This is a genomic window from Pseudomonas lalucatii (assembly GCF_018398425.1).
Lineage (GTDB): Bacteria > Pseudomonadota > Gammaproteobacteria > Pseudomonadales > Pseudomonadaceae > Aquipseudomonas > Aquipseudomonas lalucatii.
Window position 1 is genome coordinate 1186681 of record NZ_JADPMV010000001.1, and the last position, 25485, is coordinate 1212165.

A 25485-nucleotide genomic window follows, 5' to 3' on the forward strand; every position below is an offset into this window, starting at 1 on the left:
ATCTGTCTCACGGGGGCAACTACCAACTGCAATTTTCAGTCATCGGCTTCTGGATGGAGGGGGTCTGGAGCAACCACGAGGTGGGAGGTGTGTCATGAATCGACACTACTACATCAGTGACGATCTCGACGATCTTGAAACCGTTGAAAGCGAGTTGGAAGCCAACGGCATCAGTACCGAACAAATCCATGTACTCAGCGAAAAGGATGCCGACGTGGAACAGCATCACCTGCACGACGTGCCCTCCTTCATGAAGCAGGATGTCGTGCATTCCGGCGAAATCGGCGCCCTGATCGGCGCGGTGCTGGCCGCCGTGGTCCTGGGCGGCGCCTACCTGCTGGGCTGGACCGCATCGGCGGCGGGCTGGGTGCCCTTCGTCTTCCTGGCCATCGTGCTGTTCGGCTTCTGTACCTGGGAAGGCGGCTTCTTCGGCATACAGGTGCCGAACGCGCATTTCCGCAACTTCCGGCAGAAGCTCAAGGAAGGCAAGCACGTGTTCTTCGTGGATGTCGAACCCGAGCAGGAGTCGGTACTGGACCGGGTCATCCAACACCACCCGTCCCTGAGGGATGCCGGCACCGGCGCGGCCTCACCGCACTGGGTAGTCGCCTGGCAACAGAAGTGGCATCAGTTCAAGCGCACCATCTAGTGTCCTGTCCTGGAAATGCGCTCAAGAACTGGTGAACGAACTTTTCTGGCAGCCGAGGCGCCGCGACGAGTCATGGCAGGGCTATGGCGAGGAGTGGCAACGCCGGATGGCGGGAAAGGGCGCCATCAGACTCGAGCGGTTATTTTCGGGACAGGGCACTAGCCCGCCATTCGCGGGCTCACCCGCCCTGGCCGGCCCGTTGCGGCCGCCAGGGCGTGGTTCTCACTGGCCGAAGAAGAACGCCCGGCTGAGAAAGATGTAGTCCGCCTCGGCGGCCATCAGCCCGACCAGCACCAGCAGACACAAGGGCGGCACCAGGATGGCGTAGACCATGGCCAGGCGCTCCCAGGCCATGTGCATGAAGATCGCGACTATCAACCCCGCCTTGAGCAGCATGAAGACGAGGATCAGCGACCAGCGCAGATAGCCGACGAAATGGAAGTAGTCGACCAGGTAGGACAGGGTACTGAGGACGAACAGCAGCCCCCAGATCTTCAGGTACAGGCCGATCGGATGTTGCTGGCCCTGTGCATGTGCCATCGCCTGGGCTCCTTTGGCATTCACCATAGATAGAAGAACGCGAAGATAAACACCCACACCAGGTCGACGAAGTGCCAGTACAGCCCGGCGATCTCGACGATCTGGTAGTTGCCGGAACGCTCGTAGTCGCCGCGCAACACCTTCAGCGCCACGATGCTCAGGTAGATCACCCCTATCGACACGTGCAGGCCGTGGAAGCCGGTGATCATGAAGAAACTCGCGCCGAACTGCGCCGCCCCCATGGGGTTGCCCCAGGGCCGCACGCCTTCGGCGATCAGCTTGCTCCACTCGAAGGCCTGCATGCCGACGAAGGTCAGGCCGAAGAGGGCCGTGGTCAGCATCAGCGCCGCGGTTTTGACGCGGTCGCGGCGGTAGGCGAAGTTCACCGCCATGGCCATGGTGCCGCTGCTGCTGATCAGCACGAAGGTCATGATGGCGATCAGGATCAGCGGAATCTCGGCCCCGGCGATGGTCAGGGCGAACACCTCGCTGGCGTGGGGCCAGGGCTCGGTGGTGGTGATGCGCACCGCCATGTAGCCGGTCAGGAAGCAGGTGAAGATGAAGGTGTCGCTGAGCAGGAAGATCCACATCATCGCCTTGCCCCAGGACACCTGCTTGAACGCATCCTTGTCCGAGGCCCAATCCCGGGCGACGCCCTGCCAGCCGGGCACTGCGCCCTCGCTCGGGTTCAGGGTGGAAGGATTCGGCTCCCCCGGACCGGCGTTGGCCATGGCGTCACCTCAGGCCGCAGAACGCAGCGATGGCTCGATAGGTTTCCGGCGTGCTGGTCAGCACGGCGAACAGCAGCAACCAGAGGCCCAGCAGGTAGTGCCAGTAGATGGCGCACAGCTCCACGCCGTGTCCCAGGCGGGCCAGGGGAGCGCCGCGCAGCAGTCTGCCCAGGGTCCGCCCCCAGGCGACCAGGCCACCGAGCAGGTGCAACCCGTGCAGGCCGGTCAGCAGGAAGAAGAAGCTGTTGGCCGGGTTACCTGCGACGCCATAGCCCCAGACCACGAACTGGCGCCAGAGCCACAGCTGCCCCAGCAGGAAGGCGATGGCGAATGCCCCGCCCAGGGCAAAGGCCAGGGCCGTCGACGTCGCTCGACCCTGCCTGGCCGCCACCCGCGCCCATTGCAGGGCGATGCTCGCGGCCACCAGCGACGCCGTGTTCAGCCACAGCTGCCTGGGCTGGGCGAGCGGCGCCAGCGGCTCGGTCAGGGGCTGCCAGTCGGCCACCTGCGAGCGCGTGATGAAGGCGATGAGGAACAGCAGGAACAGCGAACTGACCACCACCAGGAACAGGCGCAAGCCGAATCTGACGGTGCGCGCCCGCTGCCCACCGGCGAGAAGCGGCCCATCCGACTGCGGCCCCCAGTTGCCGCCGGGGTCGGCGCCGCCGGCGTCGCGCAGCAAGAGCCGGTTCATGGCTTGCTCTCCACTGGCTGGCTGCTGTCGGCGCGGTGGCGCCAGAGTGCCAGTTCCTCGTCCGACACCGTCTGCGGCACGAAGTCCTGCTCGATGTCCGGCACGCTGTAGTCATAGGCCCAACGGTGCACCACCGGCAGCTTGGCGCCCCAGTTGCCGTGCACCGGCGGGGTGTCCGGCGTCAGCCATTCCAGGCTGGTGGCGCCCCAGGGGTTGGCCCCCGCCGGCTTGCCCCGGAACAGGCTCCAGGCCAGGTTGAACAGGAACAGCAACTGGGCCACGCCGACCGTCAGCGCGGCCACGGTGATGAAGGCGTTGAGGTCCTGGGCCGACTGCGGGATGAACTCGTAGTTCTCGTAGGCGTAGTAGCGCCGCGGCATGCCGAGGAAGCCCAGGTAGTGCATGGGGAAGTAGATGGCGTAGGTGCCGAGGAAGGTGATCCAGAAGTGCAGCTTGCCCAGGCGGTCGTCGAGCAGGCGCCCGGTGATCTTCGGATACCAGTGATAGATGGCGCCGAACACCACCAGGATGGGCGCGACACCCATGACCATGTGGAAGTGGGCGACCACGAAATAGGTGTCCGACAGCGGGATGTCGACTATCACGTTGCCGAGGAACAGGCCGGTCAGGCCGCCGACCACGAAGGTGAGGATGAAGGCCAGGGCGAACAGCATCGGCACCGTCAGGTGGATGTCGCCGCGCCACAGGGTCAGCACCCAGTTGTAGACCTTCAGCGCGGTGGGCACGGCGATGACCAGGGTGGTGGTGGCGAAGAAGAAGCCGAAGTAGGGGTTCATGCCGCTGACGTACATGTGGTGCGCCCAGACCACGAAGCTGAGCACGCCGATGGCCACTATGGCCCAGACCATCATGCGGTAGCCGAAGATGTTCTTGCGCGCGTGGGTGCTGATCAGGTCCGAGACCAGGCCGAAGGCCGGCAGCGCCACTATGTAGACCTCCGGGTGGCCGAAGAACCAGAACAGGTGCTGGAACAGGATGGGGCTGCCGCCCTCGTGCTCCAGCGGCTGGCCGAGGGAGATGATCGCCGGCATGAAGAAGCTGGTGCCCAGCAGTTTGTCGAACAGCATCATCACCGCGCTGACGAACAGCGCCGGGAAGGCCAGCAGGGCGAGGATCGAGGCCATGAAGATGCCCCACACCGACAGCGGCATGCGCAGCAGGGTCATGCCGTGGGTACGCGCCTGCAGCACCGTGGTCACGTAGTTGAGGCCGCCCATGGTGGCGGCGACGATGAAGATGGCCAGGGACACCAGCATCAGCACGATGCCCCACTCGGTGCCCGGCGAGCCCTGGGTGATGGCCTGCGGTGGATAGAGGGTCCAGCCCGCCCCGGTGGGGCCGCCGGGCACGAAGAAGCTGGCCAGCAGCACCAGCACCGAGAGCAGGTAGAACCAGTAGCTGAGCATGTTGACGTAGGGAAACACCATGTCCCGGGCGCCGACCATCAAGGGAATCAGGTAGTTGCCGAAACCACCGAGAAACAGCGCGGTGAGCAGGTAGATGACCATGATCATGCCGTGCATGGTCATGGCCTGGTAATAGGCGCTGGCGTCCATGAACTCGAGGCTGCCGGGGAAGCCGATCTGCATGCGCATCAGCCCGGACAGCACCAGGGCGATGAGGCCGACGAAGATCGCCGTCAGCGCATACTGAATGGCGATCACCTTGTGGTCCTGACTCCAGATGTAGCGGGTCAGGAAGCTGTGCGGCTCGTGCAGCAGCGCGCTTTCCGCTTGCTCCGCATAGGCCATCGGGTCACCCTCCTGGCGAAGATTCGGGGCACTCCGACTGCTGGGGACTACTGGCCCGACTCCGCCTTGCCGGCATCGGCATTGCCGTTCGCCTTGGACTTGATCAGCGCGATCAGCGCCTGCAACTCGTCGTCGCTGGGAGCGTAGGCCGGCATGATCGCGGCATAGCCCCTGACGATCTGGCTGTTGGGATTAAGGATAGACGCTTTTAGGTAGGCCTCATCGACCCGCACCTCGGTACCGTCGGCCAGGGTTTCGGTCGTGCCGTACAGGCCCAGCCAGCCCGGGCCGACGCGAGGGCTGCCGTCGAGGCTGTGGCAGGCCAGGCAGCCGAGGGATTCGGCCAGTTGCTGCCCCTTGCGCAGCAGCTCGCCGCCGTCCGCCCCGGGCTCGGCCGCAGGTGCGGGCGCGTCGCTCAGCGACTTGATCAGGGCGACCAGGGCGTCCAGCTCAGCCTCGTTGAACGAGTAGGCCACCATCACCGGCGGATAGCCCTGAACCAGCTTGGCCTTGGGCTCGAGGATCGACTCCTTCAGATAGGCCTCGTCGACCCGCACGCGGCTGCCGTCGGCCAGCGCTTCCTCGCGGCCGAACAGCCCCTGCCAAGTCGGCCCCAGCCGCGCACTGCCGTCCAGGCTGTGGCAGGCCAGGCAGCCGTGGCTCTCGGCGAGCAGGCGGCCCTGCGCCAGCGTCTCGTCCCGAGTCGGCTTGGCGGCCTGCGCCAGGGTCTGGGCGAAGGTCGGCTGGGCAGCCAGCCACTGCTCGAACGCCGCCTGCGGCTCCACCCGCAGATAGCCGCGCATGTTGTAGTGGCCCACGCCGCAATATTCGGCGCAGAGCACCTCGAACCTGCCGATCTGGGTCGGGGTGAACCAGAAGTACGACACCATGCCCGGCACCATGTCCATCTTGCTGCGGATCTGCGGGACATAGAAGTTGTGCAGCACGTCCTTGGAACGCAGCAGCACCTTGACCGCACGGCCCAGGGGCAGGCGCACCTCGTTGCTGCTGACCAGCACATCGTCCTGTCCGGCCGGATCCTCGGGGTCGACGCCCAGGGGATTGCCGGCATCGATGAAGCGCACATCCGACTTGCCCAGCCTGCCGTCGACCCCGGGAAAGCGGAACGCCCACTGCCACTGCTGGGCGACCACCTCCAGTTCGTAGGCATCCTCGGGCACCCGCACGAAATCGTCGTAGACCACCAGCCCCGGGGCCAGCATGCCGACGATGCCCACACTGGTGACGCCGATCAGCCACCATTCGAGCTTCTTGTTCTCCGGCTCATAGGTCGCCCGCCGCCCCGCACGATGACGGAAACGTATCACCGCCACCGCCATGAACACGGTGACGGCGACGAAGAAGATGCCGGTGATGACCAGGGTGATGAACAGCGTGGTGTCGATCGAGCCCCAGTTGGAAGCAGCCGGGGTCAGTTGCCAGGGGCTGAGCAGATGAAACAGCAGCGAAGCGACGACTATTAGCAGCAAGACAATTGCGATTGCCATGGTCTCTTCATCCTGTCTTCGTGGGCACCTGGCATTGCACGAGCGGCACCGCCCAACGGCGCCGCGCCCTTACTCTCGGCCCTCCCCCCACGGCCCGTGGCCAGCCACGGCACGGCCAGTGGCGAAGTCAGCGCAAGTATAGTGCACGGCCCAAACGCCACCCTCGGCCCCAGCGGGCGACGACCTGGCAATGGCCGCAGGCGGCTCAGGCGACGACGTTGCGGGCCCTGAGTTCGGCGATGCGCTCGGGCGAACAACCCAGTTCCGCCAGCACCTGGTCGGTGTGCGCGCCGAGCGCCGCGCCGACGTGCCTGGGCGCGGGCAGGCCGCCGGAGAACTTCAGCGGACAGGCGATCTGCCGTTGCGCCGGCCTGCCCGCGCGCGGCACTTCGGTCACCAGCTCGCGGGCCTCGAGCTGGGGATGCTCGAGGGCCTCGGCCAGGCCCAGCACCGGCTCGACGCAGGCATCCCGCTCGGCGAACAGGCGGCTCCAGTCCGCCAGGTCGCGCTTCTCGATCTCGATCTCGATCTCGCGCTTGAGCGTCTGCTGCTCCGCGGGGTCGTTCGACAGCCCGCGCTCGGCCAGTTCGGGGCGGCCGATGACGGCGCAGAACTGCCGCATGAACTGCGGCTCCAGGCTGCCGACCGACAGCCAGCGCCCGTCGCGGGTGCGGTAATAGTCGTAGAAGCTGCCGCCGTTGAGCACCTGGCTCTCCATACCCGGCTCGACACCGGCGGCCAGGTAGCCGGCTCCGGCCATGCCGTGCAGGCTGAAGGCGCAGTCGGTCATGCTCACATCCACCTGCTGGCCCTGCCCCGTGACCTGGCGCTGGATCACCGCCGCCAGCAACCCCACCGCCCCGTGCAACGAGCCGCCGGCGAGGTCCGCCAGCTGCACGCCCAGGGGCACGGGTCCGCTGGCGCGCCGGCCGGTGTAGCTGGCCAGGCCGGCCAGGGCCAGGTAGTTGATGTCGTGACCGGCGCGCTCCCGGTAGGGGCCGGTCTGGCCGTAGCCGGTGATCGACACGTAGATCAGCCGCGGATTGATCGCCTTGAGCGCCTCGTAGCCGACCCCCAGCTTGTCCATCACCCCCGGGCGGAACTGTTCCAGGACGATGTCGTATTCGTTCACCAGCTGCTTGACCAGCGCCACCGCCTCGGCCTGCTTGAGGTCCAGGGCGATGCTGCGCTTGTTGCGGTTGAGGTAGGCATGGCTGGCCGAGACGCCGTCGGCGTAGGGCGGCAGCAGCCGCACCAGGTCCATGCGGCTGGGCGACTCGATGCGCAGCACCTCGGCGCCCAGGTCGGCCAGCAGCAGCGAGGCGAACGGCCCCGGTAACAGGGTGGAGAAGTCGAGAATCTTCAGGGAGGACAGCGGGCCTGGCATTTCAGCTCCTCGAGTGGTGAATCGGACGCGGCACGATAGCCTCAGGGTAGGCACGGCCGCCGCGCGCCTCAATGACCCAGGCGCTCAACCCTGGTTGACCCATTCGCTCGGCGACTTGTCCTTCCCGGCCGCGCCCGCCTACCATCGGCGGCCGGAACAGGAGCCCGAGCCATGCGCGAACGCACCATCGCCAGCCATTTCGTCCGCGCCGCCCTGCGCGGCGCCGTGCGCCAGGGCCTGGACTGCACGCCGCTGCTGCGCCAGGCGGGCATTCAGCCGGCGCTGCTCGACGAGCCGCGGGCGCGCATCGCCCCGCAACAGTTCGCCCGCCTGCTGCAGCTGCTCTGGGAACGGCTGGACGACGAGTATCTGGGCTGCGGCCGCCTGCGCAGCAGACGCGGCACCTTCGCCATGATGTGCCACGCGATCATCCACTGCCGCAGCCTGGGCAAGGCCCTGGCGCGCGGCGCGCTGTTCTACGGGCTGTTCCCCGGGGCGCCGAGCATCCGCCTCAGCCGCGAGGGCGATTGGGTCCGCCTGAGCATCGAAGACGCCCACCTGTGGGACCCGGACCATTTCCTGCTGGAGTGCCTGCTGGTGATCTGGCACCGCCTCGGCAGCTGGCTGATCGGCCAGCGTATCCGCCTGGAGGAAGTCAGCTTCGCCTACACCGCACCGGCCCATGTCGGCGAGTACGAACTGCTGTTCCCCGGCCGCCGCCGCTTCGATGCCGCCAGCAGCGGCCTGCTGTTCCATGCCCGCTACCTGGCGATGCCGCTGCTGCAGGACGAACGCACGCTCAAGCAGTTTCTCCAGCACTCGCCGGCCGACCTGCTGGCCCGTCCCGATGGCGGCGACAGCCTGGGCGGGCAGATCCGCCGCCTGCTCGGCCGCGATTGCGCCCGCTGGGCCGACCTGGACGCCATCGCCCGCCAGCTGCACATGAGCCCGCAGACCCTGCGCCGCCACCTGCGCGAGGAAGGCGCCAGCTTCCAGGAGCTCAAGGACCAGCTGCGCCGCGACCTGGCGATCTACCAGCTGGGCCGCGCCGAGCTGTCGATCCAGCAGATCGCCGAGCAGCTCGGCTTCTCCGAGCCCTCGGCCTTTCACCGCGCGTTCAAGAAGTGGACCGGGCTGACCCCCGGCGCCTACCGCGCCCAGGAGCACTAGGCGCAGGCGCCCCCGTCACAGGCGCCGGGCGCACCAGGCGGCCAGCAGGAACAGGCTGGTCAGCACCGCCAGCAGGGGCAGCCAGCCGGCGTGTTCCCAGACGAAGCCGGCGCCGTAGCCGACCAGGCTGGAACCCAGGTAGTAGGCGCCCAGGTACAGCGCCGAGGCCTGGGCCTTGGCGCTCCGGGCGCGCTGGCCGACCTGGCCGCTGGCCACCGCATGGGCGGCGAAGAAGCCCAGGGTGAACAGCGCCAGGCCGGTCACCAGTGCCAGCAGCCAGGCGGTGGCGCACAGGGCCACGCCGAGCAGCATGATGCCGATAGCGCCCTGCAGCACCTGGCGGGCGCCGAAGCGCGGCACCAGGCGTCCGGCCCAGCCGGCGCTGAAGATCCCCAGCAGATACACGCCGAACAGCAGGCCGATGGCGCTCGGCGACAGGTCGAACGGCGCCGCCGCCAGGCGAAAACCGATGTAGTTGAACAGCGCGACGAAACCGCCCATCAGCAGGAACGCCAGCAGGAACAGGCCGCGCAGCTCCGGGTTGCGCAGGTGCCGGGCGAAGTTGCCCAGCAGCCCGCGCAGCGACAGCGGGTGGGCCTGGAAATGCCGGGAAGGCGGCAGCAGCCAGAGGAACAGCGCCAGGGCCAGCAGCCCCAGCCCGGCGATGCCGCCCAGCGCCAGCTGCCAGCCACCGAGGTCGCTGAGCACCCCGGCCAGCAGACGCCCGAGCAGGCCGCCCAGGGCGGTGCCACCGATATACAGGCCCATCGCCGCCGGCAACGCCTCCGGGTCGAACTCCTCGCCGACATAGGCCATGGCCAGGGCCGGCAAGCCGCTCAGCGCCAGGCCCAGCAACGCCCGCAGCAGCAACAGGTAGTCCCAGCTCTCGACCAGGGCGCAGCCGATGCCCAGCACGCTGGCCAGGGCCAGGGCGGCGGCCATCACCGGCTTGCGTCCCCAGCTCTCGGCCAGGGCCCCGGACACCAGCAGGCATACCGCCAGGCTCAGGGTCGCCAGGGACAGGGCCAGGCTGCTGGCCGCCGCCGACACCGAGAACTCGGCGGCCAGCTGCGGCAGCAACGGCTGCACGCAGTAGAGCATGGCGAAGGTGGCGAAGCCGGCGCAGAACAGCGCCAGGGTGGCGCGCCGATAGGCGCCGGTACCGCGCTGCAGGTGCGCGCTGACAGGAGAGGTAGACATCGAAAGGGCTCACAAGACCGGCCACCAGCAGGCCGCCGGCAAAGCCTAGCACGGACGCTCGCTCGCACGCTGGGCGAGCTCACCGCCATGGCTCTAGAACGCGGCCGCTGGCCCGACGCGAAGGGGCAACTGGTGCCACCGCCGAGCCCCTGCCTATGGCAGTATTGACGCCCGGCAACCTGCTCCGCAGCGCCGCTGGGACAAGGAAGAAGCCGCTTGGAAACCGCCGTATTTCTCGCCGTGATGGCCGCCGCCGCCCTGCATGCCGGCTGGAACGCCCTGCTCAAGATCGGTCTCGACCGCTTTCTCGGCGCCTGCCTGATCCAGATCGCCGCCGGTGCGGTGGCACTCTGCACCCTACCCTTCGTGGCCTTTCCGCAGGCAGCGGCCTGGCCGTGGATCGCCCTCTCGGCCCTGCTGCATATCGGCTACAACAGCTTTCTCGCCCGCGCCTACCAGTATGGCGACCTGGGCCAGGTGTACCCGATCTCCCGCGGCAGCTCGCCGCTGATCGTGGCGCTGCTGTCGGTCACCCTACTGAGCGACAGCCTGCCTGCCGGGCAATGGCTCGGCCTGCTGGCGTTGGTCGCCGGAATCTGGCTGATGGCCCTGCGCGGCGGCCACCTCGCGGCGCGCTTCAATGCGCCGATGCTGTCCAGTGCGCTGCTGACCGCCTGCTTCATCGCCGGCTACACGCTGTCCGACGCGGTCGGTGCCCGCAACAATCAGGACGCGCTGTCCTACTCGATGTGGCTGTTCAGCGTCAGCGGCCTGGTCATGGCCCTGGTGGTCGCGGCGACCCGCGGGCCGCGGGTGTTCCTGCGCCTGGGCCCCCACTGGAAAGGCGGCCTGGCCGGCGGCGCCCTGTCGCTGGCGGCCTACAGCATCGTCATCTGGGCCATGACCCAGGCGCCGGTGGCGCTGGTCTCGGCCCTGCGCGAATCCAGCGTGCTGTTCGCCCTGCTGATCGGCAGCCTGTGGCTCAAGGAGACCCTGCCGCCGATCCGCCTGCTGGCGTGTGGCCTGATCCTCGCCGGCATGCTGGTGATGAAACTGGTCTGAACCGCTCTGCCGCTCGACACTGGCTAGCGGCGCCCCCGACTCGGCCCGCCGATGATCGCCTCGGTCAGCTGACGGAGGCTGGCGGGTCGAGCCACGTTTCTACCCGTTGTTACTGCAGCTCCGCCTCCAGAGGTTCGACGCTGACCGAGAAACTGCGCACGCGCCCCTGCTCCTCGATCTGATGCACCCCTATGCCCGTGACGGTACCCGACGCGCCGAGCGGGAAGCTCCCGGCATCCTCGCCCTTGACCTTGAAGTCGCGGTCCGATTCGCAGTCGCAATCCTCGGCCCCGACGAAGGGTCCTGGGTTGAAGGTGCCATCGTTGTGGAAGTGGGCGAAGCCCGGGTGCGCGTTCTCGACGAACTCGTTCTCGTCGTCGTCAAGTTTCTCCGTATTGTCGAACGCCCGTCCCCTGATGCCGCGCAGCAGCTGATAGTTGTTGTTGAGGCTCAGGTTCCAGGTGATGCGCAGGCCGAAGCTGTCTTCCGCCGCGGCCACCGCCTGCACGAAGCCGATGTCGATGGGCTTGGCGTTGGCGACGTTCAGGGTCAGGTCGAGCGTGCCCTTGTTGCGGCCGGTACCGGCATTGCCGGTGAATACGCAGTTGCTCACCTGGGCGTCGTCGAAGGTCAGCAGCCAGCCGGTATCCCGGTTGGCGTCCGCCAGTTCGCAGGTGCCCGCGCTGGCCGGCCCCGCAAAGAGGCCCGCCCCGGCAATGCCGATGGCCAGTGGCACCGAGTAGATTTTCAACCAATGAGTGAACATGGTGTCCTCCTTTCTCTACACAAAGCCCCAGCCTGTGCGTGTGTTCCCTCCCGAAACGCTGGAAAAGCCGAAAGAGTCGCCCTGCCTCTCTACACCGGAAAGCCAAGGCCGGCACCTCGCCCCGCGCAATCGTGGGTGGCGGCTGCCGGACTGCAGTATAAGGTTCAGACTAAAGTCTGATTGTGCTGGCGTTGCGCAATACTATGCGTCTTCGGGGCAGGGCCGACGTACGGGCCTGCCCATACGAAATTGCGACGGAGTGACGCCCATGCGCTGACGGAACAGGCGGGTGAAGTGCGAGGCGTTGCGAAACCCGGCGGCGCTGGCCGCCTCGCAGATGGTCACGTGGGTATTGCTCAGCAACTCCAGCGCACGCCGGAGTCGGTATTGGCAGAGGTACTCGCGGAAGGTCAGGCCGTGGACGCGCTTGAAGCTGCGACTGAGCTCCCAGACGCTCATGCGACAGCATTGCGCGACATCCTCGAGGCGCAATACCTCGGCGTAGTGGCCCTGCACATAGTTCAGCGCCTCCTCGGCCACGCGCGCGGACCGCCCTGGCACCTCGATGCGCGCCTCGCGGGGAATCAGCGGTGCCGGCATGGCGATCCGCCTGCCGGTGACCAGGTTAGTCGGCAGTACCTGCAACAACTGCCTGATGCGTCGCCACAGCTCCTGCTCGGAAACCGGCTTGACCAGATAGTCCCAGACCCGCGTGCGAAACGCCCACACGGCCAATGCCTCCGAGTGCTGCAGCGTGAGCATCAGAATGGGCAGGGACGGATAGGCCTGCTTGGTGGCGCGCAGCGCCTTCAGGCCACTCAGGTTCGGGTAGTCGTACTCGAAGCAGGCCAACAATGGCGGGTCCCTCTCGATGCCCTGAAGCAGGGACAGGGTTCCGGCCTGATGCTGCAGGCGAAAATGCGCCTTGAGCTCCCCGACCGGGCTGGGCTCCAGGGTGTTGCTGCGCAGATCAGTCCACAGGAGACTGGGCAAACTCATCATTTGCCTCTCATCGTTCCTATCCCGCCCTCGCACAGCGGCAGGAACTCGATTTCGACAGGGGCTCGCCGCCATCGCAAAGGCGCGGGCTCATCGCAACTCAGGCAGAGAGTATAGGCGGCGAACTGTCCAGCGTGCCCAGAGCGGGCCGTTCCCGTACGCGTAGCGCTCGCCCGGAGGCTACCTGCCCCCGGAGTTAGCACCGGCCATTCGAAAAAAAACGGGAGCCCAAACGGGCTCCCGTACTCGAGTCTGAGAACAAGGTCGACGCCGGCAGATGCCGACACCGACTACAACCTCACCTGCGCCCCGAAGAAGCGCAGGCGCCAGTCTGGCAAATCTCCGCTGGACTATCCGTAGCGCTTTGTTGCCCCAGTGCAAAGAATTGTAAACGCCCTCTGCGGCTGACAGGCCGGGCACGCCACGGCAGAATGCCGGCATGAACGAAGCCTACCTGCCGTCCTGCTGTACCCCGCTGCGCGAGCACTGGCCGCTGCCCCTGGCGCTGCCCGACGTACAGCTGTTCAGCACGCGCTTCGCCGCCGAGCGCCTGGCGGCCGAGGACTTCGAGCGCTGTGGCATCGCCCCGGTGCCGGGAGTCGCCAAGCGCCAGGCCGAGTACCTCGCCGGCCGCCTGTGTGCCCGCGCAGCCTTGCGCCGCCTGACCGGCGTGGCCCGGGTGCCGGCGGTAGGGGAAGACCGGGCGCCGCAATGGCCGGCCGGCGTGGTCGGCTCCATCACCCACGGCAACGGCTGGGCCGCCGCCCTGGTGGCCCAGCGCAGCGCCTGGCGCGGCCTGGGCCTGGATATCGAACGGCCGCTGCCGGTCGCGCGCGCCGAGCGCCTGGCCGCGGAGATCCTCAGCGCGGACGAGCTGCGCCGCCTGCAGCCGCTGTCCGCCGAGCAGCGCGCCTGGCGCATCAGCCTGACCTTCTCGCTCAAGGAGAGCCTGTTCAAGGCGCTCTACCCCCTGGTGCTGCGCCGCTTCTACTTCCAGGATGCCGAGCTGTTGAGCTGCACCGCGGACGGCCACGCGCGCCTGCGCCTGCTCAGCGACCTGGCCGCCGACTGGCCGGCCGGCAGCGAACTGCAGGGCCAGTTCGCCGAGTGCGAGGGCCAGCTGCTCAGCCTGGTCGGCATCCGCGCCTGAGCCGGCGGGGCGATGCCCCCCAATGCCCGGAGCAAATCCGATAAACTCCGCGCATTGCCGCCAGGAGTGCCCCATGCGCGAAGAATTCAACCAAGGCCTGATCGACTTCCTTAAGGCCTCGCCGACCCCCTTCCATGCCACCGCCGCCCTCGCCCAGCGCCTGCAGGCCGCCGGCTACCGCCATCTCGATGAGCGCGCGCCCTGGCACACCGAAGCCGGCGGCCGCTACTACGTGACCCGCAACGACTCCGCGATCATCGCCTTCAAGCTGGGCCAGCGCCCCCCCGTCGAGGGTGGCCTGCGCCTGGTCGGCGCCCACACCGACAGCCCCTGCCTGCGGGTCAAGCCGCATCCAGAGCTGCAGCGCCAGGGCTTCTTCCAGCTCGGTGTGGAGGTCTACGGCGGCGCGCTGTTCGCCCCCTGGTTCGACCGCGACCTGTCGCTGGCCGGCCGGGTGACCTTCCGCGAGAGCGGCAAGGTGCAGAGCCAGCTGATCGACTTCCAGGCGCCCATCGCGGTGATCCCCAACCTGGCCATCCACCTCAATCGCGAGGCCAACCAGGGCTGGAACATCAACCCGCAGAACGAGCTGCCGCCGATCCTGGCCCAGCTCACCGGCAGCGAAGCGGCGGACTTCCGCGCCCTGCTGGCCGACCAGCTGGCCAGCGAGCACGGCCTGAGCGCCGATGCGGTGCTGGATTACGAACTGAGCTTCTACGACACCCAGGCCGCCGCGGTAATCGGCCTCAATCGCGACTTCATCGCCGGCGCCCGCCTGGACAACCTGCTGTCCTGCTATGCCGGCCTGCAGGCGCTGCTCGCCGCCCCGGACGCGGAGAGCTGCGTGCTGGTGTGCAACGACCATGAGGAAGTCGGCTCCACCTCGGCCTGCGGCGCCGACGGGCCGATGCTCGAGCAGGTGCTGCGCCGCGTGCTGCCGGAGGGCGACGCCTTCGTGCGTTGCATCCAGCGCTCGCTGCTGGTGTCCGCCGACAACGCCCACGCGCTGCATCCCAACTACCCGGACAGGCACGACGAGAACCACGGCCCCAAGCTCAACGCCGGCCCGGTGATCAAGATCAACAGCAACCAGCGCTATGCCACCAACAGCGAGAGCGCCGGGTTCTTCCGCCACCTGTGTCTGGAGAACGAGGTGCCGGTGCAGAGCTTCGTCACCCGCAGCGACATGGGCTGCGGCTCGACCATCGGCCCGCTGACCGCCGGCCAGCTGGGCGTGCGCACCGTGGACATCGGCCTGCCGACCTTCGCCATGCACTCGATCCGCGAGCTGGCCGGCAGCCATGACCTGGCCCACCTGGTCAAGGTGCTGACGGCCTTCTACGCCAGCGCCGAGCTGCCCTGAGCAGGCGGCGCTACTCCGGCACCTCGACGCTCACGTGCAGGGCGTCGTGGCGCCAGAACTCCAGGTCGCAGTCGATCAGCCGGCCGTGCTGGTCGCGGTTGACCCGCACGATGCGCAGCGCCGGGCTGCCCAGCGCCACCCTGAGGGCGGTGGCGGCCTCGTGGTGCAGCGCGGTGGGCATCATGTCGAACCTGACCCGGCCATAGTGGATGCCGTATTCGCGGGCGTACAGCTCGGTCAACGAGCGCGTCAGGTCGAACTCCAGCACACCGGGGAAGTAGAGCGGATTGAGGTAGTGCTCGACATAGAGCACCAGACGCCCGTCGATGCGCCGCGCCCGGCGGATCTGGTACACGCTGGACAGCGCCGGCAACTCCAGTAACTGGCAAATCTCCGCATTGGCCGGCATCAGCCGGGCACTGAGCACCTCGGTGGCCGGCACCCGCCCCTGTTCGCCGACCATGGCGTGGAAGTGGCTACGCACCAAGGGGTTGTAGGTCAGCCGCGGCGGCGACACGAACCAGCCACGGCGCTCCTCGCGGTAGACCAGCCCCTGGGCTTCCAGCTGCCCCAGCGCCTCGCGCAGGGTAATGCGCGTGGTGTCGAACAGTTCGCTCAGCTTGCGTTCGGCCGGCAGCTTGCTGCCCGAGGGCAGCAAGCCATGTTCGATCTGTTCCTCCAGGGCACGGCAGATGGTGGTGACGGCACGCGGCGCTGCTTCGCGCATCAAAGATTCCTCGACATGGACTAGTCCAAGACCGCCAATGGCCCCTCGGACGCTGGGTAAACCCCGGAAAACCTGTTGCAAGTCTAGGCAATCCAGATGACCGCGCCGTGACAGCCGCCTCCACATACCAACGAGCCCCGCGACCAGGCCAGCAAATTCAGGCGCTTGCCCATGGTCTACGCTTCATCTTCGCCGCCCAGGCGAACCGCCGGAATAATCACGCGGGCGCGCCGGACATGAAACTGTCACCTCGGCTCACTAGATTGGCATGGATCCTTCTGATCTAGACCAACACCTTCATCGCAAAGGAGTTTCCTATGAAACAACTGCTGCTGGCTTCACTGATGGGTTCGGCCATCGCCCTGGCCACCCAGGCCATGGCCGCCACTACCGACCTCCAAGCATTGGAACAAGCCGCGCGCGCCGAAGGCGCGGTGAACAGCGTGGGCATGCCCGACAGCTGGGCCAACTGGAAGGACACCTGGGAGGATCTGAACAAGCTGTATGGCCTCAAGCACCTGGACACCGACATGAGCTCGGCCCAGGAAATCGCCAAGTTCGCCGCCGAGAAGGACAACGCCACCGCCGATATCGGCGACGTCGGCGCCGCCTTCGGCCCGATCGCCGTGCAGCAGGGCGTGACCCAACCCTACAAGCCGAGCACCTGGGAGCAGATCCCGGCCTGGGCCAAGGACCAGGACGGCCACTGGATGCTGGCCTATACCGGCTCCATCGCCTTCATCGTCAACAAGAAGCTGGTCAAGGACATTCCCACCTCCTGGGCCGACCTGAAGAACGGTCAGTACAAGGTCGCCATCGGTGACGTCAGCGCCGCCGCCCAGGCGGTCAACGGCGTACTGGCCGCGGCCATCGCCAACGGTGGCGACGAGAAGAACATCCAGCCGGGCCTGGACTTCTTCGCCGGCATCGCCGAGCAGGGCCGCCTGTCGCTGTCCAACCCGACCATCCAGACCCTGGAAAAGGGTGAGGTGGAAGTCGGCGTGGTCTGGGATTTCAACGGCCTGAGCTACCGCGACCAGATCGACCCGAGCCGCTTCGAGGTGCTGATCCCCGCCGATGGCTCGGTGATCTCCGGCTACAGCACCATCATCAACAAGTACGCCAAGCACCCCAACGCCGCCAAGCTGGCGCGCGAGTACATCCTCAGCGACGCCGGGCAGATCAACCTGGCCAAGGGCAACGCCCGGCCGATCCGCGCCGAGTACCTGAGCCTGCCGGCCGAGGTCCAGGCCAAGCTGCTGCCCAACGCCCAGTACGCCAAAGTCCGGCCGATCAAGGACGCCGCCGCCTGGGAGGCCACCTCCAAGGCCCTGCCGCAGCTGTGGCAGGAGCACGTGATCATCAACATGGAGTAAGCCGCGTTCGCCATCCGCACGCGCCGGGGACTGCGCTCCTAGCAGCCCCCCGGCGCGCCGTCAACCGAACGCAATCGGGGTCAATAGCAACGATGAGACACAACGTCATCCTGGTCGTACTGGATGGCCTGAATTACCAGGTCGCCCGCCATGCCCTGGGCCACCTGCAGGCCTACTGCGGCGCCGGCCGCGCCGCGCTGTACCGCCTCGACTGCGAGCTGCCGTCGCTGTCGCGGCCGCTCTACGAATGCATCCTCACCGGCGTGGCGCCGATCGACAGCGGCGTGGTGCACAACGAGGTGGTGCGCCTGTCCAACCAGCGCAGCATCTTCCACTACGCCCGCGACGCCGGCCTGTGCACCGCCGCCGCGGCCTATCACTGGGTCAGCGAGCTGTACAACCGCGCGCCCTTCGTCGCGGCCCGCGACCGCCACACCGAGGCCGCCGAGCTGCCGATCCAGCACGGCCACTTCTACTACGCCGACCACTACCCGGATTCGCACCTGTTCGCCGACGCCGAGAGCCTGCGCCGGCGCCACAGCCCGAATTTCCTTCTGGTGCACCCGATGAACATCGACGATGCCGGCCACAAGCACGGCCTCGACAGCCCGCAGTACCGCAACAGCGCGCGCCGCGCCGACATCCTCCTGGCCGACTACCTGGCAGCCTGGCTCGAGGATGGCTACCAGGTGCTGGTCACCGCCGACCACGGCATGAACAACGACCGCTCGCACAACGGCCTGCTGGCCGAGGAGCGCGAGGTGCCGCTGTTCGTCCTCGGCGAGGCCTTCAGCCTCGATAGCCGGGCGCAACCGAAGCAGACCGAACTGTGCGGCACCGTCTGCGAACTGCTCGGCGTCCCCCATGACAAGCCCGTCTGCCGTGAGCTGCTGAAATGACCGCGCCCCTGGAAAGCACCCCCAAGTCACCCGCCGCCCTGCTACCCGAGCAAGTGACCCAGCCGCGCGCACGCCTGCGCATCCCGGGCAAGTGGCTGGCCCTGCTCTGCCTGCTGCCCTTCGCCCTGTTCTTCTTCGCCTTCCAGATCGCCCCGCTGGTGTGGGTCGCGGTGCACAGCCTGAGCGTCGGCGACGGCTGGGGGCTGGGCAATTTCGAGAAGGTATTCAGCTCCAGGTTCTACCTGCAGGCGATCAAGCACAGCCTGCAGATCGCCTTCTGGTCGAGCCTGATCGGCATCGTCATCGCCATCCTCGGCAGCTACTCGCTGCGCCAGGTGGACTCCAGGCTGCGCGACTTCGTCATCGCCTTCTCCAACATGACCAGCAACTTCTCCGGGGTGCCGCTGGCCTTCGCCTTCATCATCCTGCTGGGCTTCAACGGCGCACTGACCATCCTGCTCAAGCAGATCGGCGTGATCGAGGACTTCAACCTCTATTCCAAGACCGGCCTGATCGTGCTCTACAGCTACTTCCAGATTCCCCTCGGCGTTCTGCTGCTGTACCCGGCCTTCGACGCCCTGCGCGAGGACTGGCGCGAGTCCGCCGCGCTGCTCGGCGCCGGCACCTGGGCCTACTGGCGGCACATCGGCCTGCCGGTGCTGACCCCGGCGCTGCTCGGCACCTTCGTCATCCTCCTGGCCAACGCCCTGGGCGCCTACGCCACCGTGTACTACCTGACCACCGGCAACTTCAACGTGCTGCCGATCCGCATCGCCGGGCTGGTGTCCGGCGATATCTCCCTCGACCCGGACATGGCCAGCGCCCTGGCCATGGTGCTGGTCGGCCTGATGGCGTTGATCACCGTGGCCCATCAGCTGCTGCTCAAGAGGAGCTACCATGCCACCCGTTGAAGCCAAGCCCGGCGCGCTCTACCACCGGGTGATGGTCTGGCTGCTGTTCACGATCCTGCTGCTGCCGCTGGCCGCCACCCTGCTCTACTCGCTGTCCACCAGCTGGGGCGCGACCATCCTGCCGGACGGCCTGACCTTCAAGTGGTACCTGGCGCTGTGGAGCGATGCGCGCTTTCTCGCCGCGTTCGGCCAGTCGCTGCTGGTGTGTTTCGCCGCCCTGCTGCTGGCGGTGCTGCTGATCCTGCCGCTGCTGTTCGTGGTGCACTACCACTTCCCCAGGCTGGACGCGCTGATGAACATCCTCATCCTGTTGCCCTTCGCCGTGCCGCCGGTGGTGTCCTCGGTGGGCCTGCTGCAGGTCTACGGCTCGGGGCCCCTGGCCATGGTCGGCACGCCGTGGATCCTGATCGGCTGCTACTTCACCATCGCCCTGCCCTTCATGTACCGGGCCATCACCAACAACCTGCAGGCGATCAACCTGCGCGACCTGATGGACGCCGCCCACCTGCTCGGCGCCAGCACCTGGCAGGCGGCCTTCCTGGTGGTGCTGCCGAACCTGCGCAAGGGCCTGATGGTCTCGCTGTTCCTCTCCTTCAGCTTCCTGTTCGGCGAGTTCGTCTTCGCCAACCTGCTGGTCGGCACGCGCTACGAGACCCTGCAGGTGTACCTGAACAACATGCGCAACAGCAGCGGCCACTTCAACAGCGCGCTGGTGATTTCCTACTTCTTCTTCGTGCTGGTGTTCACCTGGGCCGCCAACCGCCTGAACAAGGACAAGACATGAGCTTCCTGAGCATCCAAGGCCTGCATAAGAGTTACGGCCAGACTTCGATCTTCAGCGACATCGACTGCGAAATCGGCCAGGGCGAGTTCGTCACCCTGCTCGGCCCCTCCGGCTGCGGCAAGTCCACCCTGCTGCGCTGCATCGCCGGCCTGACCGGGGTCAACGGCGGGCAGATCCTCCTCGACGGCGAGGACCTGGTGCCGCTGGCGCCGCAGAAACGCGGCATCGGCATGGTGTTCCAGAGCTACGCGCTGTTTCCCAACATGACCGTGCGCGAGAACGTCGCCTTCGGCCTGCGCATGCAGCAGGTCAAGGCGGACGAGAGCAGCCGGCGCGTCGGCGAAGCCCTGGACATGGTCGAGCTGGGCGAGTTCGCCACGCGCTACCCGCAGCAGCTGTCCGGTGGCCAGTGCCAGCGCGTGGCCCTGGCCCGCTCGCTGGTCACCCGCCCGCGCCTGCTGCTGCTCGACGAGCCGCTGTCGGCGCTGGATGCGCGCATCCGCAAGCACCTGCGCGAGCAGATCCGCGGCATCCAGCAGGAACTGGGCCTGACCACCCTCTTCGTCACCCACGACCAGGAGGAGGCGCTGGTGATGAGCGACCGCATCTTCCTGATGAACGCCGGCAGGATCGTCCAGAGCGGCGATGCCGAGACCCTCTACACCGCACCGGTGGACGCCTTCGCCGCCGGTTTCATCGGCAACTACAACCTGCTGGATGCCGAGGCCGCCAGCCGCCTGCTCGGCCGCCCGGTTGGCGGGCGCATCGCCATCCGCCCGGAGGCCATCGCCCTCGGCGCCCAGGGCGAGATCGAGGCCCTGGTGCGCAGCCACAGCCTGCTCGGCAACGTCATCCGCTACCGGGTCGAGGCCCGCGGCGTGGAGCTGCTGGTCGACGTACTGAACCGTTCGGTGGCCGACATGCACCCCAGCGGCCAGCGCCTCGCGCTGCACATCGCGCCCCATGCCATTCACGAGGTGGCCTGATGAGCCTGGCCATCTTCGACCTGGACGACACCCTGATCGACGGCGACTGCGCCAGCCTGTGGAGCGCCGAAATGGCCAGGCTCGGCTGGGTCGACGGCGACAGTTTCCTCGAGCGCGACCGCGAGCTGATGGCGCTCTACGCCGAAGGCCAGCTGGCCATGGAGGACTACATGGCCTTCAGCCTCGCGCCCCTGGTCGGACGCAGCACGGACGAAGTGGCCTACGTCGTCGCGCCCTTCGTCGAGGAGGTAATCGAGCCGCTGCTGTACAGCGACGCCACCCGCTGCCTGGCCCGGCATCGCGCCGCCGGCGACCGCCTCCTGGTCATCTCCGCCTCGGCGCACTTTCTGGTCAGTGCCATCGCCGCCCACCTGGGGATCGACGAGGTGCTGGCGATCGACCTGGAACAGCGGCACGGCTGCTACAGCGGCCGCACCCAGGGCGTGCTGACCTACCGCGAGGGCAAGGTCAGCCGCCTGCAGCATTGGCTGGAGCAGCAGGGCGCAACGCTGGATGGCGCCTACTTCTACTCCGACTCGCGCAACGACCTGCCGCTGCTGCAACGGGTCAGCCGGCCCCACGCGGTCAACCCCGACCCGGTGCTGCGCGCCCATGCCGAGCGGGCCGGCTGGCCCATCCTCAACTGGCGTTAAGGCTTCCTCGGACAAACGCCTGTCTGTAAGGTGGCGCCTTTCAGGCCCAGGCCTGCCCCCCGACCGCGGAGCCCCCCATGCCCCAGCCCGATTCGCAACAGCACCTGGCCGCGCGCCTGGCGATTCTCAATCACCCGGATGCCCAGGACTGCACGGTCTACCGCCCGGACGAAAACGACGCCGATGCCGAGGAGCACGACCTGGGCGACGCCAAGGTCCTCTTCACCGGCGCCTTCCAGGCACCGCAGGACTGGGACGCCGAGCAGCGCGACGAGTACTACGGCGACAGCGCCCCCGAGCTGTTCATGACCGCCGCCCTCGAGTGCGAGGCCAAGCCCGGGTCTGCCGCCCACTTCACCGCCGAGGTCGGCGACTATGTGGCCTGCATGCCGGGCCTGGGCGAGGTGGTGATGTTCTATGTGCACGACTGCCAGGACGGCGAGAACGGCCGCAGCTATGTGCTGCTGCGTGACGACGAGGCGCTGGACTGAGGCCACCGGCAACCACGCCGAGGACGCTCAGAGCGCCTGTGGCGCCTGCGCGAGGGCGGCCCGGAACCACTCGATGACCGGCTGCACCAGGCTGCTGCCGCGGTGCCGGCTGAACAGCAGGTAGCCGTGGTCGCCGCGGACCACCTCGGGGCGCAAGGCGACCAGCTGCCCCTCGGCAACGGCCTGCTGCACCAGCTCGGCCCAGCCCAGGGCCATCCCTTCGCCCTGCAGCACCGCGCCAATCAGCAGCGGATAGTTGTTGAATCTGAAACGGGCGGAACTCTGCACCGGGGCCAGCCCGGCCAGCGTGCACCAACCGCTCCAGTCGAGCCAGCGCGGGTTGTTCTGGTCCATGTGCAGCAGCGGCACCCGCGCCAGCACCGCTTCGTCGATCCGCCCCGTCAGGCCATGCCGCTCGGCGAAAGCCGGACTGCAGATCGGGAACACCACCTCCCGCGCCAGCTGCACCTCGTTCGCCCGGCAGCTGCTGACGGCCCCGAAGCGGATGGCGATGTCCGCCTCGCCCATCTCCAGGGCCGACTCGGAGTCCGCCGGGGCGATCTCGAAGCGGTAGCGGGGAAAGGCCTGCTGCAGGGCGCTCATCCGCGGCAGCAGCCAGGCATGGGCAAAGCCGAAGTTGGCGGCGATCGACAGGCTGGGCGGCACGTCCAGCGCCTCGTCGCGCAGCTTGTCCACGGCCGCGTTGATGCTGGCCAGGGCGCTGGACAGCTCGCCAAAGAGGAAGCGCCCCGGGTCGGTGGGCGACAGCCGATTGCCCGAACGATCGAACAGCACACGGCCGATGCTGTCCTCCAGCGAACGAATGCGCTGCGAGATCACCGGCTGGGTGGTGCCCTGCTCCTGGGCGGCCGCAGTCATGGAGCCCAGACGGAAGGCGGCCTCGAAGGCGATCAGGGCCTTCATGGAGGGTGGATGGTTGCGCTCGGATCCCATAAAACCTGTGCATGCCTTGGCATCAATAATTACCGCTGGCCGGCCCGGCCAGGGCTTGCATATGCTGCGTGGCGAGCCGCATATTAGCGCCCGGCTCATGTCCGCCGGGCCGATGGTTGCACACTTGCACCATGGCGACCAACCGGCGGTCGATGCCCCATAGAATTTGCTGACCCACAACAAGAACAAGGGACAACGTTATGGACCTGGCACATCTTCTCAAGCTGGTATCGGCGCGCCCACGCCCGCTGCGCGAATCCCAAGGCAAGTCGCCGGCCAGCTCCCGGCAGCAACCTGGCAGTTCTTCGCGGCACTCGTTCGCCGGCGAGCGCCGCCAGGGCCTGGAGATACCCACGCAGCGCTGGCTGACACCGCCATTGATCTAGGAAGCCGCCAATGCCCCTGCGCGTAGAGGAGATCGTCGAAAACGGCCTGTGCATCGGCTGCGGCCTGTGCCGCTCGATCGCCGAACCGGGACAGATCGACCTGGTCTTGACGCCGCAGGGACGGGAGCGGCCGCTGGTTCACGGAACCTTGCCCGAGGCCACCCTGACGCGGATCAACGCGGTCTGCCCGGGCACCCGCATCGAGGGCGCACAACCGGCCGAGCACAGCGCCGAGGCCCGGCATGACCTGATCTGGGGCACGGCCGAGCGGCTCGCCATCGGCTATGCCGGCGACCCCCAGGTACGCTTTCGCGCCTCCACCGGCGGCGTGCTGACCGCCCTGGGGCAGTTTCTCCTGAACAGCGGACGGGTGGATTTCATCCTCCACGTCGGCGCCTCGCGCCAGCAGCCGATGCGCAGCGAGCGGCGGCTCAGCTTCGACGCCGCCGCGGTGCTCGAGGGCGCCGGCTCGCGCTACGCTCCGGCCGCCCCGCTGATCGACTTCAGCGAGATTCTCGAGCGCCGCCAGCCCTTCGCCCTGATCGCCAAGCCCTGCGACATCGCCGCGGTGCGCAACCTGGCACGGCTGGACCCGCGGGTGGACGCATACATGAAATACGCGCTGACCCTGGTCTGCGGCGGCGCCTCGGACCTGAGCAAGTCGCAGGAAGTCCTCGCCCAGTTCGGCATCGACGAGGACCAGCTCAGGCTGTTTCGCTACCGCGGCAACGGCAACCCGGGCCCGACCCGGCTGGAGACCAAGGACGGCCAGGCCTTCGAGCTCAGCTACCAGGCGATGTGGCAGAACGAAGACAAATGGATGATCCAGCCACGCTGCAAGATCTGCCCGGATGCCATCGGCGAGAGTGCCGACCTGGCGGCCTCCGATGTCTGGCCCGGAGGTGGCCCCACGGGCGAGGACGAGGGTTTCAACGGCATCATCGTGCGCACCCGGCGCGGCCTCGAGCTCTACCAGGCGGCCCTCGCCGCGGGCGCCATCGCGGTGCAGCCCACGGCCGTGGGCTTTCGCGACTTCGACCTGTTCCAACCGCACCAGGTGCGCAAGAAGCGTGCGGTCTGGGCACGCCTGGCCGGCATGCAGGCGGCCGGCAAGCCCGTTCCCGAGACGCACAACCTGCGGCTGATCGAGTGCGCCCAGCTCAACTCGGTCACCGATAACCTCGGCGAGGCCCGCGGTACCCGCCTGCGCGCGAAGAACGGGCGACTGAGCGAGCCCCGTCCCAGCCCGAACGGCCCCAGCGCGGTCGTCACGCCGCAGCGCCCCTAGCTGTGATCTCTCAGTAGGTTGTTCATCCGGGGCATTCCCGGAATTCTGGAAGTGCGACCAACCTAGCCTTCCAGGAGCCCCGGATGAACCTGCATAAACATGCCCGTCTTACCCCTCGCGGTCGAGCCCTTTTGGTTCGGCGCATCCAGCACGGCTTGCGGGTCGAAGAAGCCGCCCAGGCGGCCGGTGTGAGCGTGCGAACCGCCTACAAATGGTTGCGGCGCTTTCGCGAGGAAGGCGAGGCCGGGTTGATGGATCGTTCATCACGTCCGCAACACTGCCCGCATGCGACACCCGATACCGTGGTCGAGCGTCTGATCGAACATCGGCGATGCCGCAAGACCTATCGGCAGATCGCCAGAGAGCTAGGCTTGGCCGTCAGCACTGTTGCGCGCCGCCTGCGGCGGGCCGGCTTTCATCGACTGGCTGAGCTGGAGCCGGCGCCACCGGTGGTGCGCTACGAGTACCCGACACCCGGAGATCTGCTGCATCTGGATATCAAAAAGCTGGGCCGTTTCTGGCGACCTGGCCATCGGGTCACCGGCGACCGCCAGCAGAACTCCGACGGCGCGGGCTGGGAATTCGTCCACGTGGCCATCGACGATGCCAGCCGCATCGCCTTCAGCAGCCTGCATCCTGACGAGCGTGGTCGCAGTGCTTGCCAAGCCTTGCTCCAGGCGCTGCGCTACTACCGCAGCCTGGGCATTCGTTTCACCCGCATCATGACCGACAACGGCAGCTGCTATCGCTCTCGCACGTTTCGGCGTTTGCTCAGACGATTGGGGCTGCGCCATCTGCGCACCAAACCTTACACGCCACGCACCAACGGCAAGGCCGAGCGCTTCATCCAGACCAGTCTGCGCGAGTGGGCCTATGCCCATAGCTATGAAAGTTCGGCACAGCGAGCACAGCACCTGACGCCCTGGCTACATCACTACAATTGGCACCGGCCACACGCCAGCCTCGGCTACCAGCCACCAATCAGTCGCGTTCCGCTTTCACTGAATAACGTACTGGGTTTACACACCTAGCTAGCGGC

Annotated in this window: 26 protein-coding genes; 15 read left to right on the forward strand and 11 right to left on the reverse strand. The window is 67.4% G+C overall.

The genetic code is table 11. The annotated features are described in order from the left end of the window. The first annotated feature begins 94 nt into the window (after positions 1-94). A complete protein-coding gene (locus tag I0D00_RS05315; protein WP_213638697.1) occupies positions 95-649 on the forward strand; it encodes a magnesium transporter in 555 nt (184 codons plus the stop codon). Between the two features lie 222 nt (positions 650-871). Here I0D00_RS05315 and I0D00_RS05320 read toward each other — a convergent pair whose 3' ends face one another. The 6 genes from I0D00_RS05320 to I0D00_RS05345 all read right to left on the reverse strand — a co-directional run bounded on the left by I0D00_RS05320 (position 872) and on the right by I0D00_RS05345 (position 7281). Next, entirely contained in the window at positions 872-1189 is a 318-nt protein-coding gene (locus I0D00_RS05320) for a cytochrome C oxidase subunit IV family protein (protein ID WP_213638698.1), read from the reverse strand. Between the two features lie 20 nt (positions 1190-1209). Next, positions 1210-1920, reverse strand: a complete 711-nt coding sequence (locus tag I0D00_RS05325; protein ID WP_213638699.1) for a heme-copper oxidase subunit III family protein — start codon at positions 1918-1920, stop codon at positions 1210-1212. A gap of 4 nt (positions 1921-1924) precedes the next feature. Then, positions 1925-2614: a cytochrome c oxidase subunit 3 gene (locus I0D00_RS05330; RefSeq protein ID WP_213638700.1), complete on the reverse strand. Its 690-nt coding sequence runs from the start codon at positions 2612-2614 to the stop codon at positions 1925-1927. Next, on the reverse strand, positions 2611-4386 hold the full coding sequence (gene ctaD, locus I0D00_RS05335) for a cytochrome c oxidase subunit I (protein WP_213638701.1): 1776 nt from the start codon (positions 4384-4386) through the stop codon (positions 2611-2613). The genes I0D00_RS05330 and ctaD overlap by 4 nt, the downstream gene beginning before the upstream one ends. Before the next feature lie 47 nt (positions 4387-4433). Next, positions 4434-5894: a cytochrome c oxidase subunit II gene (locus tag I0D00_RS05340; RefSeq protein ID WP_213638703.1), complete on the reverse strand. Its 1461-nt coding sequence runs from the start codon at positions 5892-5894 to the stop codon at positions 4434-4436. Between the two features lie 205 nt (positions 5895-6099). Then, the gene (locus I0D00_RS05345) at positions 6100-7281 is read right to left on the reverse strand and encodes a CaiB/BaiF CoA transferase family protein (RefSeq protein ID WP_213638704.1); all 1182 of its coding nucleotides are present in this window, start codon (positions 7279-7281) and stop codon (positions 6100-6102) included. A 171-nt stretch (positions 7282-7452) separates the two neighbouring features. On the opposite strand from I0D00_RS05345, the gene I0D00_RS05350 reads away from it, so the two are divergent. After that, the gene (locus tag I0D00_RS05350; protein WP_213638705.1) at positions 7453-8451 is read left to right on the forward strand and encodes an AraC family transcriptional regulator; all 999 of its coding nucleotides are present in this window, start codon (positions 7453-7455) and stop codon (positions 8449-8451) included. Positions 8452-8466: 15 nt separating this feature from the next. Here the strand turns inward: I0D00_RS05350 and I0D00_RS05355 are convergent, their stop codons facing one another. Then, the gene (locus I0D00_RS05355; protein ID WP_213638706.1) at positions 8467-9651 is read right to left on the reverse strand and encodes an MFS transporter; all 1185 of its coding nucleotides are present in this window, start codon (positions 9649-9651) and stop codon (positions 8467-8469) included. Positions 9652-9867: 216 nt separating this feature from the next. Here I0D00_RS05355 and I0D00_RS05360 point away from each other — a divergent pair, with 216 nt between their 5' ends. Then, positions 9868-10713, forward strand: coding sequence for an EamA family transporter (locus tag I0D00_RS05360; protein WP_213638707.1), 846 nt, complete (start codon positions 9868-9870; stop codon positions 10711-10713). A 109-nt stretch (positions 10714-10822) separates the two neighbouring features. Here I0D00_RS05360 and I0D00_RS05365 read toward each other — a convergent pair whose 3' ends face one another. Next, the gene (locus I0D00_RS05365; RefSeq protein ID WP_213638708.1) at positions 10823-11479 is read right to left on the reverse strand and encodes a hypothetical protein; all 657 of its coding nucleotides are present in this window, start codon (positions 11477-11479) and stop codon (positions 10823-10825) included. Between the two features lie 201 nt (positions 11480-11680). After that, entirely contained in the window at positions 11681-12478 is a 798-nt protein-coding gene (locus tag I0D00_RS05370) for a helix-turn-helix transcriptional regulator (RefSeq protein ID WP_213638709.1), read from the reverse strand. A gap of 439 nt (positions 12479-12917) precedes the next feature. Here I0D00_RS05370 and I0D00_RS05375 point away from each other — a divergent pair, with 439 nt between their 5' ends. Both I0D00_RS05375 and I0D00_RS05380 read left to right on the forward strand, forming a co-directional pair. Next, positions 12918-13628 carry a 4'-phosphopantetheinyl transferase family protein gene (locus tag I0D00_RS05375; protein ID WP_213638710.1) on the forward strand — a complete coding sequence of 237 codons (711 nt, stop codon included), beginning with the start codon at positions 12918-12920 and terminating at the stop codon, positions 13626-13628. A 73-nt stretch (positions 13629-13701) separates the two neighbouring features. Then, positions 13702-14991, forward strand: a complete 1290-nt coding sequence (locus I0D00_RS05380; RefSeq protein ID WP_213638711.1) for a M18 family aminopeptidase — start codon at positions 13702-13704, stop codon at positions 14989-14991. Positions 14992-15001: 10 nt separating this feature from the next. Here the strand turns inward: I0D00_RS05380 and I0D00_RS05385 are convergent, their stop codons facing one another. After that, complete coding sequence (locus I0D00_RS05385) at positions 15002-15718, reverse strand: UTRA domain-containing protein (protein ID WP_213638712.1); 717 nt, start codon at positions 15716-15718, stop codon at positions 15002-15004. Between the two features lie 317 nt (positions 15719-16035). On the opposite strand from I0D00_RS05385, the gene I0D00_RS05390 reads away from it, so the two are divergent. From I0D00_RS05390 to I0D00_RS05420, 7 genes are all read left to right on the forward strand, one after another. After that, positions 16036-17094 (forward strand): ABC transporter substrate-binding protein, encoded by a 1059-nt coding sequence (locus I0D00_RS05390; RefSeq protein ID WP_213638713.1) that lies wholly within the window; start codon positions 16036-16038, stop codon positions 17092-17094. 92 nt (positions 17095-17186) lie between these two features. Next, complete coding sequence (locus I0D00_RS05395) at positions 17187-17993, forward strand: alkaline phosphatase family protein (protein ID WP_213638714.1); 807 nt, start codon at positions 17187-17189, stop codon at positions 17991-17993. Beyond that, complete coding sequence (locus tag I0D00_RS05400) at positions 17990-18904, forward strand: ABC transporter permease (RefSeq protein WP_213638715.1); 915 nt, start codon at positions 17990-17992, stop codon at positions 18902-18904. Before I0D00_RS05395 ends, I0D00_RS05400 begins: the two co-directional genes overlap by 4 nt. Then, complete coding sequence (locus I0D00_RS05405) at positions 18891-19688, forward strand: ABC transporter permease (RefSeq protein WP_213638716.1); 798 nt, start codon at positions 18891-18893, stop codon at positions 19686-19688. The genes I0D00_RS05400 and I0D00_RS05405 overlap by 14 nt, the downstream gene beginning before the upstream one ends. Next, on the forward strand, positions 19685-20674 hold the full coding sequence (locus I0D00_RS05410) for an ABC transporter ATP-binding protein (protein ID WP_213638717.1): 990 nt from the start codon (positions 19685-19687) through the stop codon (positions 20672-20674). The genes I0D00_RS05405 and I0D00_RS05410 overlap by 4 nt, the downstream gene beginning before the upstream one ends. Then, the gene (locus I0D00_RS05415; protein WP_213638718.1) at positions 20674-21327 is read left to right on the forward strand and encodes an HAD family hydrolase; all 654 of its coding nucleotides are present in this window, start codon (positions 20674-20676) and stop codon (positions 21325-21327) included. The genes I0D00_RS05410 and I0D00_RS05415 overlap by 1 nt, the downstream gene beginning before the upstream one ends. 77 nt (positions 21328-21404) lie before the next feature. Beyond that, entirely contained in the window at positions 21405-21818 is a 414-nt protein-coding gene (locus I0D00_RS05420; RefSeq protein WP_213638719.1) for a hypothetical protein, read from the forward strand. Positions 21819-21845: 27 nt separating this feature from the next. On the opposite strand, the gene I0D00_RS05425 is transcribed toward I0D00_RS05420, so the two are convergent. Next, positions 21846-22742 (reverse strand): LysR substrate-binding domain-containing protein, encoded by an 897-nt coding sequence (locus I0D00_RS05425; RefSeq protein ID WP_213638720.1) that lies wholly within the window; start codon positions 22740-22742, stop codon positions 21846-21848. Between the two features lie 230 nt (positions 22743-22972). Between I0D00_RS05425 and I0D00_RS05430 the strand changes: the two genes are divergently transcribed. The 3 genes from I0D00_RS05430 (at position 22973) to I0D00_RS05440 (ending at position 25477) form a co-directional block, all read left to right on the forward strand. Further along, the gene (locus tag I0D00_RS05430; RefSeq protein WP_213638721.1) at positions 22973-23158 is read left to right on the forward strand and encodes a hypothetical protein; all 186 of its coding nucleotides are present in this window, start codon (positions 22973-22975) and stop codon (positions 23156-23158) included. A gap of 10 nt (positions 23159-23168) precedes the next feature. After that, complete coding sequence (locus tag I0D00_RS05435; RefSeq protein WP_213638722.1) at positions 23169-24446, forward strand: Coenzyme F420 hydrogenase/dehydrogenase, beta subunit C-terminal domain; 1278 nt, start codon at positions 23169-23171, stop codon at positions 24444-24446. An 83-nt stretch (positions 24447-24529) separates the two neighbouring features. After that, entirely contained in the window at positions 24530-25477 is a 948-nt protein-coding gene (locus tag I0D00_RS05440; protein ID WP_213638723.1) for an IS481 family transposase, read from the forward strand. Positions 25478-25485: the final 8 nt, after the last annotated feature.

Excerpts from the sequence above, each read along its gene's own strand:
- I0D00_RS05315 (WP_213638697.1), top strand. The coding sequence starts at position 95 with ATGAATCGACACTACTACATCAGTGACGATCTCGACGATCTTGAAACC.
- I0D00_RS05320 (WP_213638698.1), bottom strand. The coding sequence starts at position 1,189 with ATGGCACATGCACAGGGCCAGCAACATCCGATCGGCCTGTACCTGAAG.
- I0D00_RS05325 (WP_213638699.1), bottom strand. The coding sequence starts at position 1,920 with ATGGCCAACGCCGGTCCGGGGGAGCCGAATCCTTCCACCCTGAACCCG.
- I0D00_RS05330 (WP_213638700.1), bottom strand. The coding sequence starts at position 2,614 with ATGAACCGGCTCTTGCTGCGCGACGCCGGCGGCGCCGACCCCGGCGGC.
- ctaD (WP_213638701.1), bottom strand. The coding sequence starts at position 4,386 with ATGGCCTATGCGGAGCAAGCGGAAAGCGCGCTGCTGCACGAGCCGCAC.
- I0D00_RS05340 (WP_213638703.1), bottom strand. The coding sequence starts at position 5,894 with ATGGCAATCGCAATTGTCTTGCTGCTAATAGTCGTCGCTTCGCTGCTG.
- I0D00_RS05345 (WP_213638704.1), bottom strand. The coding sequence starts at position 7,281 with ATGCCAGGCCCGCTGTCCTCCCTGAAGATTCTCGACTTCTCCACCCTG.
- I0D00_RS05350 (WP_213638705.1), top strand. The coding sequence starts at position 7,453 with ATGCGCGAACGCACCATCGCCAGCCATTTCGTCCGCGCCGCCCTGCGC.
- I0D00_RS05355 (WP_213638706.1), bottom strand. The coding sequence starts at position 9,651 with ATGTCTACCTCTCCTGTCAGCGCGCACCTGCAGCGCGGTACCGGCGCC.
- I0D00_RS05365 (WP_213638708.1), bottom strand. The coding sequence starts at position 11,479 with ATGTTCACTCATTGGTTGAAAATCTACTCGGTGCCACTGGCCATCGGC.
- I0D00_RS05370 (WP_213638709.1), bottom strand. The coding sequence starts at position 12,478 with ATGAGTTTGCCCAGTCTCCTGTGGACTGATCTGCGCAGCAACACCCTG.
- I0D00_RS05375 (WP_213638710.1), top strand. The coding sequence starts at position 12,918 with ATGAACGAAGCCTACCTGCCGTCCTGCTGTACCCCGCTGCGCGAGCAC.
- I0D00_RS05380 (WP_213638711.1), top strand. The coding sequence starts at position 13,702 with ATGCGCGAAGAATTCAACCAAGGCCTGATCGACTTCCTTAAGGCCTCG.
- I0D00_RS05385 (WP_213638712.1), bottom strand. The coding sequence starts at position 15,718 with ATGCGCGAAGCAGCGCCGCGTGCCGTCACCACCATCTGCCGTGCCCTG.
- I0D00_RS05390 (WP_213638713.1), top strand. The coding sequence starts at position 16,036 with ATGAAACAACTGCTGCTGGCTTCACTGATGGGTTCGGCCATCGCCCTG.
- I0D00_RS05395 (WP_213638714.1), top strand. The coding sequence starts at position 17,187 with ATGAGACACAACGTCATCCTGGTCGTACTGGATGGCCTGAATTACCAG.
- I0D00_RS05400 (WP_213638715.1), top strand. The coding sequence starts at position 17,990 with ATGACCGCGCCCCTGGAAAGCACCCCCAAGTCACCCGCCGCCCTGCTA.
- I0D00_RS05405 (WP_213638716.1), top strand. The coding sequence starts at position 18,891 with ATGCCACCCGTTGAAGCCAAGCCCGGCGCGCTCTACCACCGGGTGATG.
- I0D00_RS05410 (WP_213638717.1), top strand. The coding sequence starts at position 19,685 with ATGAGCTTCCTGAGCATCCAAGGCCTGCATAAGAGTTACGGCCAGACT.
- I0D00_RS05415 (WP_213638718.1), top strand. The coding sequence starts at position 20,674 with ATGAGCCTGGCCATCTTCGACCTGGACGACACCCTGATCGACGGCGAC.
- I0D00_RS05420 (WP_213638719.1), top strand. The coding sequence starts at position 21,405 with ATGCCCCAGCCCGATTCGCAACAGCACCTGGCCGCGCGCCTGGCGATT.
- I0D00_RS05425 (WP_213638720.1), bottom strand. The coding sequence starts at position 22,742 with ATGAAGGCCCTGATCGCCTTCGAGGCCGCCTTCCGTCTGGGCTCCATG.
- I0D00_RS05430 (WP_213638721.1), top strand. The coding sequence starts at position 22,973 with ATGGACCTGGCACATCTTCTCAAGCTGGTATCGGCGCGCCCACGCCCG.
- I0D00_RS05435 (WP_213638722.1), top strand. The coding sequence starts at position 23,169 with ATGCCCCTGCGCGTAGAGGAGATCGTCGAAAACGGCCTGTGCATCGGC.
- I0D00_RS05440 (WP_213638723.1), top strand. The coding sequence starts at position 24,530 with ATGAACCTGCATAAACATGCCCGTCTTACCCCTCGCGGTCGAGCCCTT.